Origin of the sequence: Prosthecobacter sp., assembly GCF_020439865.1 — a bacterium.
Classification (GTDB): Bacteria; Verrucomicrobiota; Verrucomicrobiia; order Verrucomicrobiales; family Verrucomicrobiaceae; genus Prosthecobacter.
On record NZ_JAGRPF010000105.1, the window covers coordinates 1 to 11,184 of the forward strand.

The following is an 11,184-nucleotide window of genomic DNA, read 5'->3' on the forward strand; positions in this document are numbered from 1 at the left end:
CGATGATCGTGCCTTCACGGTTCTTGATTTCCAATTCCTTGAGTTTCCAGACGAGACCCTCGCGCTGGCAATGGCTGGGCTCATCTTCGAGGAGAAGGACGTGATTCTCGGCGGGGAAGATGCCCGCGTCACGATTGTGGTTCGCGTCTTTGTCCTTGTTGTTCACCGGCAGCACCGGAACGGCGGAGATGGTCGGATCCGGCGGGAGAAAAGCGCGGACGTGCAGCACGGTGCCGAGCGGGATGTCGCGCAGATCCGCCGGCGCCCCATGATAGCGAACGATGCCATAGGGTAGCATGGCAAACGGATGCGGATCGTTCCTGCGAAACTGTCCCGACCCTTCCACGCGAAGGCTGCCACGGCGATTCGCGTGATCGACAAAGACGAGTTCGCCGCGATACGAGTGCGCTTTTTCCAGAGGCGGAAATTTTCCAGCTTCCGGGCGGAACACTTCGCTTCCTTGTTCTTGGTTCTTTGTTCTGGGTTGTTCGTTGGCGGCGTTTGCCAGCACGACGAGCGAACAAGCAAGCGCTGCCAACCGAGGACAAACTAAGAACCAAGAACGATGAACAAAGAACATCACAGAGTGATCACCTTGTTGCTGTCGCTAAACGTGTCCGTCTCCACGCCCATGCGCTGGGCCATGAGGAGCAGAAGGTTGCTCATGTGAGCGTCGGTGTTCACGGGGCGGCTGCAGACCTGGTAATGAGCGGTGGTGAGCGCACCGTCCGCGCCGATCGAGTAGCCAGCGAAGTCCTTGGCCTCCTTGTTGAAGTCGAGATGGCTGCCGTGCTTCAGGCCGAGGTCCGAACCGCCGGCGAGCACCAGCGGGAGATTGGCGTTGCCGTGGCTGTGGCCGTAGCACATGCCGCTGCCGAAGAGCGACATCGTGGAGCCGAGGAGCGGCTTGCCATTGAGGTCTTTTGTCTCGGAAAGCCGGGTGAGGAAGTAGCTGAACTGCTCGATGGCGAAGGTGTCGTAGTTGGTGAGCTTCTCCATGTAACCGGCATCGCCGCCGTGGTGGCTGAGCTGGTGACGCGATTCGGTGATGCCGATCTCGGGAATGGAAAACGCATCGCCTTCACCGCCGAGGCTGAAGGTGGCCACGCGTGTCACATCGGTCTGGAACGCGAGAACCATGAGGTCATACACAGTGCGGAAGTAATCACCGGCCAAAGTTTGCGCGATGTCGCGGTTGGTGCGTTTGCGATCTGCTTCAGAGATGACAGGCAGCGGCGTGTCGAGCCACGCATCGGCGCGGCGCGTGCGAATCTCTGCCTCGCGCACGGAGGTGAGGTATTGCTCCATGCGCCCCTTGTCCTCGGCGCCCATCTTTTTCTCGAGCTGGCGCACTTCGGCGAGGTTGGCATCGAGGACGCTGCCCTTGCGGCGCAAAGCGCGACGCTGGGCCATCTTTCCGCCCTTCGGTTCTTCGAAGAGCGACGCGAAAATCTCGCTGCAACGACGCAGCGCGGGCAACTGCACCCCGTCCGCGGTCCAAGCGAGAGAGTTTTGCGTCAGAGCGACCTCCATCGAAGGATAGCGCGTGTGCGGCGCGGTAATCTCCGCCATCTTTTGGTCCACCGAGATCGTGTTGCGATCCGAAGGCCCGAGCTTGCCACCGGTCAGCCAGACAGAGATGCAATTGTGGTGATGACTGAGCGCGCCCGGATGATGCAATCCGCTGATCGGCGTGATGGCATCGCGATGCTTCTCCAGCGGCTTCAGCGACCGTGAGAATTGGTAATCCTTGCCCGCCGTGGTGATCTGGTAGTTCAGCGAGTGAACACCATTCGCGAGGTAGATGAACGCGCTGCGCTTTGGCGCTGCGGTGGCAGTCTCCGCAGCACGCAGCGGCACCATGCACTCCAGCATGGGGAGTGAAATGAAGCTGCCGAGCGCCTTGAGGGCATGGCGGCGGTTGAGAAGCCAGGACTGGGTTTGGATGTTCATAAAATCGACGGGTGGAGGATCAGAGCGGTGAATGGATGGATTTGATCAGCGCTTTTTCATCAAGTCAGAGAGAGCAACGGCGCGAACGATGTCCTTGATACGATAATCGCTCTTCTTTGCTTCGGCCTGAATGGCGCTGAGGTCATCCTCGTCGTCAAAGGCGAGGGCGCGGCGGAGGGCGTAGGTGCAGAGATGCTCGATGAAGGCGCGGCCAAGCTTGTCGCGGTCTTCGAGAAGGCGTTGCTTGAACTCATTGGCGTCTTTGAAGGCGCGGCCGTCGGGCATTGCGCCGGCGGGATTGATCAAAGGATCCTCGCCGACGCCGGCGGCGACTTTTTCACGGGTGCGCCACTGGCCGATGGCATCGTAGTTGTCCCAGGCGAGGCCAAGCGGATCGATCTTCGCGTGGCAGGCGGCGCAGTTGGCGTCTGCGCGGTGTGCTTCGATCTTTTGGCGCAGGGTTGCCTTCGGGCTTTGCGGCGTTGGGGGTTCGATCGCGGGCACGTTCGCCGGCGGTGGAGGCGGCGGCTTGCCGAGCACCACTTCGCTGAGCCACACACCGCGATGCACCGGACGATGCCGCGTGCCGTCAGACGTGAGGCCGAGCACCGCGCCCATCGTAAGCAGGCCGCCGCGATGATCTTCGGGCTTCAGCGAGACACGCTCGAAGCCGCCCGATTTCGGCTCCGGCAGGCCGTAGAAATCACAGAGCCGTGCATTGGCCATGGTCCAGTCGGACTCGATGAAGCCGTCGATAGGCATGTTTTTGGTGAACATCTGGCGGAAGAACTCCACCGGCTCCGAGCGCATGCTTTCCTCCAGCCACGCGTCATAAACGGGATAGAGCTTCTTGTCCGGCGGGAACATGCCCACGCGATTGAGTTGCAGCCACTGCCGCGCGAAATCGTCGATGAAGCGACTGGCTTTGCTGTCCGCGAGCATGCGATCCACTTCTTTCTTCAGGGCTTCGCCATTCAGCGTGCCGGATTTCGCCGCGGCAAAGAGCGCGTTGTCCGGCATCGAACTCCAGAGCAGATACGACAGCCGCGTGGCGAGTTCCGAGTCGGTGAGACGCTCGCGGGCCACCGGATCGCCCTCGACGATGTAAATGAAGTGACGCGAAGTCAGCACGCCCTGCAACGCGACACGATAGGCATCGGCCAGCTTCTCTCCCGCCTCGCGCTCATCGCGATACGACTTCAAATAGTCCTCCAGCTCCTCCTTCTTCACCGGACGACGCCATGCGCGTTCGGCGAAGCGCTGCAAATGCTCGGCCACCACTTCGGGCGTTGCATCATCCGGCGGCACCACATCGTTGCGACGCGACTTTTCCGCGTCCGACACCAGCGGCCCTTCCCATTCGATCCAATCGAGCAGCACGGTGGAGAAAAGGCCGTTGCCCTTGTCGTCGAACATCTGCGGCGCGTTCGGATTCAGCAGCAGGGTCTCGCTGCTGTGCGTGAAAATGTAACCACCGCGGCTCGCGAGCGCATTGCGGAAGGCCGCGCCAGCCCGGCGGTCCACCACATCCGTGGCCACCACGCAGAAGTGCAGCGTCGTGGGCATCTCAAGAAACACCTCGAACTCATACACCTGCGGCTTGTCCTCAGGCGCCGTGATGTCGAACTCGATGATGCCATCCACCGTTTCCTCGCCGGTCCGCGTGCCGATGCTGAGATGCGCGATCTGGCCGTCGGGCGGACGAGTTCCGCTGGCCTGGATGCGTAGTTTGTAGAGTCCGCTGTGCTCCGGCCCTGTCTTCCCGAACCAGTTCGTCGATAGCGCAGGCTGGACGGTGCCCGGGAACATCAGGTAACGCAGCGGACGCTTGATGCCGAAGCGGTCCAGCGCCGCCTGCTGGTCCTTCCCGCCGTTGTAGCGCAAGTCCGCCGCCGTCATGTGCACCTTGCGCGCCTCACTCGATGAGGTGGCAGGAAAGGCGCGATCCAGCACGAGTTCCGCCGCGCGGTAATAGCGGTCCACATGTGACGGCGACAGCGAAAGCTCAGACCCGATGCGCTCAAACCCGTGCCACAAATTGTCCTCGTTCAGTTCTCCCGGTTTGGCGGGATCGTAACGCACGCCGAGCAGGTCATAGACCGTATTTTGATACTCCTTCCGGCTCAACCGGTAATGCGCCACAGCTGGTCGCGCTGCCATCCGCGCCGCACGTCCCTCTTTGAGACGCGCATCGAGATTCGTCACAAACGCCGCCATCTCCTCCTGTGTCGGTTTTGTCTCCTTGTCCTTCTTCGGCGGCATTTCGCCGGAATTGACCTGCTCGATCAGCTCCGCCCAATGATGCGCATCGGCACCCAGTTTGAAATCGCGCGAGAGCTGATCAATGCGCAGATCCCCCTTCTCCTTCTCCGGTCCGTGGCAGCGGATGCAATGCGTCTTCAAAAACGCTTCAAAGGGCTCCGCGGCATGGACGGAGCCGACAAAAGCAACGCTGGCGACGGGCAAAGCGGCACATAAGGATCGAAATTGGAGACGGAAAATCATGATTGAGCGAGAGGAGTACGCCACCAGTCCGCCATGCTTAGCGGACAGTCACCCCCGAAAACACGGGGTGCCGGACCACGCGAAGGCGGGACGATCGCAGGGCTAGACCAATTCGCCCAACGTTCCCGTGCTCGATCCGAATGCGTCCGTCTCCGCTCCCATGTGCTGCAGCATGGTGACAAAGAGATTGCTCAGCGGCAGGTTGTTGTCGGCCTTGAAGGCGTGATGCTGGCCGTGTTTGAGGCCGCCACCGGCGAGAATGACGGGGAGGTTGGTGTTGTCGTGTTTGTTCGCGTCGCCCATGTTGCTGCCGAAGAGCACCATGGTGCGGTCGAGCAGGCGCGAGTCGTCCTCGTTCTTGGCGGCGAGGTTTTGGATGAGCTTGCGCAGCAGCACCATCTGTTGGCGGTCGGCGTCTTCGAGTTGCTTCACCTTTTCCGGGGCCTGGCCGTGATGACTGAGGCCGTGATAGCCTTCCGTGGTGTTTTCACCGTCGTGAATCTTGAAGGCAGGCGTGGCGAAGGCATCGACCATCAGCGTGATGATGCGCGTGGAGTCAGACTCGAACGCGAGTTGCGCCATGGCGAGCATGAGGTCGAACTTTTCAAAGATAAGCTTCTTGTCCTGGATGTCCGCTGGCTCCGGCAGCGTGGTCGCGGGCTTGGGCTTCAATTCCCACTCACGGGCGGTGAGCAGGCGCTCCTCCACCTCGCGCACGGAGGTGAGATATTGGTCGAGGCGCGAGCGATCGTCGCTGCCGAGACCGCGGCTGAGCTTCTTCGTGTGCTCCATGAGCGTGTCGAGGATGCTGCCGCGCTCGTCGAGGCGGTTGAGCTGCTTCTTGACCGCCTCGGGATCGCCCTGCACAAACATGCGGCGGAACAAGGCAGGTGCGCTGTCCTCGGCGGGCAGCAGCACGCCGTCGCGTGTCCATGAGAGGCTGCGGTTCGCCTTGTCGATGTTCACGCCGAGGTTCAGCGTCGGAAATCGCGTGAGCTGGCCGAGCTTTTCCACCGCAAACTGGTCGAGCGAGATCTGATTGCGAAAGCCGCTCTTCGTCGGCCCGCGTGCCGCGGTGAGAAAGCAGTTCTCCGCACTGTGCCCGCCGTTCACATCCGGATGCGACATGCCGCTGAAGATGCTGAACTCGCTGCGCACATCCTCCAGCGGGGCCAGCGTCTGTGTGAGCTCGTAGTCATGCCCGGCCGTCTTCGGAAAGAAAGGCTTCGGCAGAAATCCGAGGTTGTTCGAGATGATGAGCATCCGCCGCGGCGCCTTCGCCTGCACGGCCCGGCCAAACACCGGCGTCATGCATTCGAGCAACGGCAGCCCCAGCGTGACGCCCGCGCTTTGCAGAAAGCGGCGACGCGAGAAGGAGCGGGCGATGTGGGGGGCGTTCATGAACTGAAGGTTTACGGTTCTCCTCCGTGGTTTCCGAGAAAAATCCGGCTCTCCACCAGCACGAGCATCAAATCCCGCACGCGATAGCCATCCTTCTCGCACGCATCGAGCATCGATTCGATCTCGCGGCGATCGGAGTAGCGGACGGGTGTGCCGGTAGCATAAACGGTGAACTGGTGCAGCAGGTTCCGCGCGAGCTGACGTGAGTTCGCTGCGAGGATGGCTTTGAGGTCATTCACGTTTTTGAACTCACGGCCATCAATGAGTTTGCCGCTCGAATCGACCGGCGCCGACAGCGTGTAGGCGAAGTCGTGCCCGGCGCGATCGATGCCGGTGATGCGTTCGCCTTCTTCGACGCCGCGATAGCGTGTGCGCCAGCCACCGAGGATGTCGAAGTTTTCCAACGCGAGGCCGACAGGATCAAACTTCGCGTGACATCCGGCGCAGGTTTTGGACTTCGTGTGCAGCGCGAGCAGATCGCGGATGGTTTTGGCGCCACGAATGTCCGGCTCGACGGCAGGGACGCTCGGCGGTGGTGGTGGCGGCGGCTGGCCGATGAGGCGCTCCATCACCCAGGCGCCGCGCACGACGGGAGATGTGTTCGTGCCATTCGCGCTCACCTTCAAAATCGCCGCCTGGGTAAGCATTCCGCCAAAGGGACTGTCGGCAGGCAGCGAGACTTTGCGCATCGCCGAGCCAACGAGCGGCGGAAGATCGTAGTGCTTCGCGAGGCGATCGTTCGCGAAGACGAAGTCCGACTTCACCAGCACGCTGGCGGGCAGATTATCGCGGATCATCGCGGTGAAGAAGGTGCGCGTTTCGCGCTCCATGCTTTCCACGAGATACTCGTCAAAGCGATATTCGGGAAACAGGCGGATGTCGGGATCGTCTCGACGAGCGTGACGCAGGCTGAGCCAGTAGTCGGTGAAGTTTTTCACGAAACGGTCGAAGCCGCCGCTCGCGATCAGGTGCGTGGTCTCGGCGCGTAGCGTTTTCCTATCGCGCAGTTGTTTCTTCGCCGCGAGATCGAGCAAGCGGGCATCGGGCCGCGAGTTCGTAAGGAAGTGCGACAAACGCGAGGCGATGGCGAAGTGATCTTCGGCAGATTCCGGCTCGCGCAGGTAGATGAAGTCGCCCGAGGCAAGGAAGGCCTTGTAACCGGCCAGCATCGCCTCGCTGAAAGGCGCACCCTTTTCCAGCCGCTGCCGGATGAGTGCATCGAACATCTGCAGGTCATCCTCCGACACAGGTTCACGCGCTGCGAGTTTCACAAACCGTCGCAGCAGGCGTTTCCCATCTTCCTGCGCGTGCTTCGGCTTCATCTCGATGCCGAGATCGTCAAACAGCACGCGATGTGACGGCGGCGGCCAGCTTGACGGTGGAATGGGGCCTTCAACTTCGAGCCACTGCACCGCGATGCCCGGCTGGCCACCCTCTGGAAACGGCGGATAGCGATAGGTCGGCGCGGAGCCGTTCGGATTCATCGCCAGCGGCATCGGCAGGCCGAGCAGGCTGTATTCGAAAGACTCGCCCTCGCGCAGCGAAACCGTTGTTTCATACACCTGCTTCTCCGGCTGGATGTCGATGACGCCACCGGAAGCACGCACCTCATTGATGATGTCCACACCGGCGGGTTTGCGCGTGCGGAAGGTCATCGGCACCGGTTGTTTCGCGGGAAGCAAGGTGAAGCCCGGTTGTTGCAGCACGGCCCGTGCGGAGAAGCGCACCCGGTAATGCCCGGCATGCTTCGCCACGATTCCTTTCGGCGTGCCTAGGTAGGGCCAGCTCGCCGAACGAAACAGCGCCAGCTCGAGGCTCTCGTCCGTCACGGCTTCCTTGGCCTTGTCCCGACTCAGTTCGATGAACTTGTTGTCCTTGGCGAAAAACATCGCCTCGCGATTGCCGAAAGTGTTGGTGCCGGGGAACAGATCTGTGCCCACCACGCGGCGTTTCATCACCGGCGGCGGCTCGCGCCCCGTCACCATGGCCGCGCGCAGAGCCGCTTCCGCCGCATCCAGATAAGCCGCGAGCTGCACCCGCGACATGTCGAGCATCTCACTCGTCTTGTTGAAGCGATGCCCCTCGCGGTCCTCGGGCAAAATGTCGCGGATGTCGAGGTCCAGAAGTTGCAGCACATCACGCAGGTTCTGCTCGTATTCGTCCCGGTTCAGCCGGCGCAGCGGTCCACGACCGTTGGCGAGGATTTCGGCATGATCGGCGTCAAAGATCGCCGCATCGAGAGTCTTCAAAAGCCCGACACGCTGAGCCTTCGGCAGATCTTCGTCCTTCGGCGGCATCTCCCCTTTCTCGACGCGATCGTAAATGCGGATCCAGCGCTCGCGATTGGCGCGATCCTTGGGATCAAAGGTCAGCGCCGTGAGATCAAGGCTGCCCTTGGCGGTGTCCTTGTCGTGACACTCGATGCAGCTCTGCTCGATTTGCACGGGCACTGTGGACAGAGCCGTCGCAACGATCGGACAAGCGCACAGGATGAAGACTCTGATCACGAGGCTGCACATGGATTCATTTCTTGTCCGTCGAAATCAGAATCTCCTCAAGCACGTGTCCGTCCGCATCGGGCAGCTTCAGGTCCATCAGCTTCGCAATGGTCGGCGCGACATCGAGGTTCGCCATGCGGTCGAGCACTGCGCCTTTCTTGATGCCACGGCCGCTGGCGATGAAAATGCCGTCGAGTTCGGGATCGCCGTTAAAGTAGCCGTGCGTGCCGGCGTAGCCCACAGAGGGAACCACCGCCGCATCGCCACCCGCGTCGTTTTTGAACGCGTAGCCGGCTTTGGCATAGAGCACGAGGTCTCCCATGCCCTGATTCTCCTCCGGCACAGGCATGCCGAGCGTGTGACCTTCCGCGCCGTCGATCACACGATCCACGCCTTCGGTTTGAGCGAACATTTCCTTCAGCTTCGGCAGCAGCTCGGCCTTGCGTGCCGGATTGGTGACATAGACAAAGGCCATGCCTCCCTGCGTCATCGCGTAGGCGTCGCAGGTGTTGATGGTGGGGCCGATACCTTGCGCGAGACCGGCTTTCTTCAGCACCACGTTTGGCAGGATGATCTTCGTGACCTTTTTGAAACCGTGATCGGTGGCGATGACAAAGGTGGTCTTGTCGCGCAGGCCGCTTTCATCGACCGCCTTGATCAGATCACCCACAAGACGGTCGGCATAGGCCAGCGCGGTGTGGCTGGCCATCGAACCGGGGCCGTAGCTGTGATGCGTGGCATCGGTATTCAGCGTGTGATACAATAGCAGGTTCGGCTTGTGCGTCTTGAAGATGTGGATCGCTGCCTGGGTCCACATGTTGTCCAAAAACGTGACGCTCTTGCGCTGCGGGCCGAGCTGCATCCACGCGATGTGCTCCGGCTTGATCTTGCCGGCGGCGATCATCTCCTTCACCACCGGGCTTTCGGCTTCCGGCAGCTCCGCAAAGCTCCAGGTGATCGTGCCGGGCCGCGTGACGGCCACCCAGTCGGACTCGGCCGTGGTCAGGCCGTTTTGAAAGGCGATGTCATACAGCGTCGGCACATGGACGAGTTTTGACTTGTCCACCCACGGCTCAATCTTGGGCGGCTTGTTGTCGCCCTGACGCACGAGCAGACCGTTGAATAGCACACCGTGCTTCCGCGGCTCCACACCAGTGACCAGCGTCGTGTGGTTGATCCAGGTGATCGACGGATTGCTCACCGTCATCGCCTTCGTGCTCGCACCTTCCGCCGCCAGCTTGCGCAGGTTCGGGATCTGCAGCGACTCGTCATTCCAAAGCCAGGCCGGGAAGCCGTCGATGCTGATGAGGATGACATGGTGGTCCTTGTTGCTCTCAGGGCTCGATTTCGAACAGGAAGTCAATCCGCGAACAATGATGATGCCAAGAATGAGGAGGGCGCAAAATTTCATTTGGGGCGAAGGGTTACGAGTGCTTGCCTCGTTTGCTTTCTCCCTCATGAAGCGCCTCGTCTTTTTCCTTCTGACCGCCATGCCCGCCCAAGCCGTCGAAATCATCGCCCATCGCGGTTTTTCCGCGCGTGCGCCGGAGAACACGGTCGGAGCGTTCGAACTGGCGTGGAAGAACGCTGCTGACGCCTGCGAGGTGGACGTCTATCTCACGGCCGACGGCAAAACGGCCGTCATTCATGACAAGGACACGAAACGCACCGCTGGTGTGAAGCTCGATGTGGCGACCTCGAAGCAGGCTGAGCTGACCGCTTTGGACGCTGGCTCGTGGAAGGGCAAGGAATGGTCGAACGAGAAGATTCCCACGCTGGAGCAGGCGCTCGCGACGATGCCAAAGGACAAACAGCGCTTCTTCATCGAAGTAAAATGCGGCGCCGAGATCGTGCCGGAACTGAAACGCATTCTGGAGCCGATGAAGGATCGTGCGGCGCAACTCGCGATCATCGCGTTCAATCGTGAGGCCGCCGCGGAGTCGAAGAAAGCGCTGCCCTGGGTGAAGGTTTACCGCCTCGCATCAGGCAAAACGAAGGACAAAAAAGCGACTGATCTGCCCCAGCTCATCGCCGACACGAAGGCCGATCAACTTGACGGTCTGGACCTCAGCATGGCGGATTTTCCGTGGGACGAGGCGATGGTGAAACAGATTCGTGAGGCCGGCTTTGGCCTTTATGTCTGGACGGTAAACAAACCGGAAGATGTGCAGCGCTTTGCGAAACTCGGCGTCGATGGCATCACCACGGACGATCCGGTGATGGCACGCGAGGCTTTGGCAAAGCCTTGATCTGAGGCGCTTCGTGTGGTCAGTGCGCGGCCCCACATGTCTCCCATCACTCCTGCCGTCGTTTCCGCCAAAGACCTGCGCCTTCAATTCGGGCTGCAGCAGGTCTTCAATGACGCGACGATGAGCATCCATGAGGGTGAGAAGCTCGGGCTCGTAGGTCGCAACGGCTCGGGCAAAACGAGTCTCATGCGCATCCTCGTCGGCACGGAAAAACCGGACAGTGGCACGATCTCGCGGCGCAACGGCATCATCGTGAGCCACCTCGCGCAAGAGTTCACGCTGGATGAAGACGCCAGCGTGATCGACAACGTGCGCGCGGGAGCCAAAGAACTGCTCGACATGGTCGCGCGATACGAAGCCGGTGATTACACGAGCGGACAGGAGGACGAACTGCTGCATCAGATCCAGCTTCACGACGGCTGGGGAGTCGAGACCCGCATTCAGACGGCGATGAACGAGCTCGGCGTTCCTGCGCCGGATCGTCTCGTCAAAGGACTCTCGGGTGGTGAGAAACGGCGCGTGGCCCTGGCGCGCGCGCTCGTGGCGCAGCCCGATCTGCTGTTGCTCGACGAACCGAC

At 61.1% G+C, this 11,184-nt stretch carries 7 protein-coding genes and 1 pseudogene; 2 read left to right on the forward strand and 6 right to left on the reverse strand.

The window, feature by feature from the left end; genetic code table 11:
• The 6 genes and pseudogenes from KDL09_RS11875 to KDL09_RS11900 all read right to left on the reverse strand — a co-directional run.
• Positions 1-451, reverse strand: a pseudogene (locus KDL09_RS11875) (hypothetical protein); the annotation flags it as partial.
• Positions 452-579: 128 nt separating this feature from the next.
• Positions 580-1,953, reverse strand: coding sequence for a DUF1552 domain-containing protein (locus KDL09_RS11880; protein WP_294385101.1), 1,374 nt, complete (start codon positions 1,951-1,953; stop codon positions 580-582).
• A 45-nt stretch (positions 1,954-1,998) separates the two neighbouring features.
• The gene (locus KDL09_RS11885; protein WP_294385103.1) at positions 1,999-4,458 is read right to left on the reverse strand and encodes a DUF1592 domain-containing protein; all 2,460 of its coding nucleotides are present in this window, start codon (positions 4,456-4,458) and stop codon (positions 1,999-2,001) included.
• A gap of 102 nt (positions 4,459-4,560) precedes the next feature.
• Positions 4,561-5,859 (reverse strand): DUF1552 domain-containing protein, encoded by a 1,299-nt coding sequence (locus tag KDL09_RS11890; protein ID WP_294385104.1) that lies wholly within the window; start codon positions 5,857-5,859, stop codon positions 4,561-4,563.
• An 11-nt stretch (positions 5,860-5,870) separates the two neighbouring features.
• Positions 5,871-8,366 carry a DUF1592 domain-containing protein gene (locus KDL09_RS11895; protein ID WP_294385105.1) on the reverse strand — a complete coding sequence of 832 codons (2,496 nt, stop codon included), beginning with the start codon at positions 8,364-8,366 and terminating at the stop codon, positions 5,871-5,873.
• Between the two features lie 16 nt (positions 8,367-8,382).
• Positions 8,383-9,768 (reverse strand): alkaline phosphatase family protein, encoded by a 1,386-nt coding sequence (locus KDL09_RS11900; RefSeq protein WP_294385106.1) that lies wholly within the window; start codon positions 9,766-9,768, stop codon positions 8,383-8,385.
• A gap of 46 nt (positions 9,769-9,814) precedes the next feature.
• Here KDL09_RS11900 and KDL09_RS11905 point away from each other — a divergent pair, with 46 nt between their 5' ends.
• Together KDL09_RS11905 and KDL09_RS11910 are read left to right on the forward strand one after the other, a co-directional pair.
• Positions 9,815-10,606 carry a glycerophosphodiester phosphodiesterase gene (locus tag KDL09_RS11905; protein ID WP_294385108.1) on the forward strand — a complete coding sequence of 264 codons (792 nt, stop codon included), beginning with the start codon at positions 9,815-9,817 and terminating at the stop codon, positions 10,604-10,606.
• Between the two features lie 36 nt (positions 10,607-10,642).
• On the forward strand, positions 10,643-11,184 hold a 542-nt coding region (locus KDL09_RS11910), incomplete at its 3' end, for an ATP-binding cassette domain-containing protein (protein WP_294385110.1).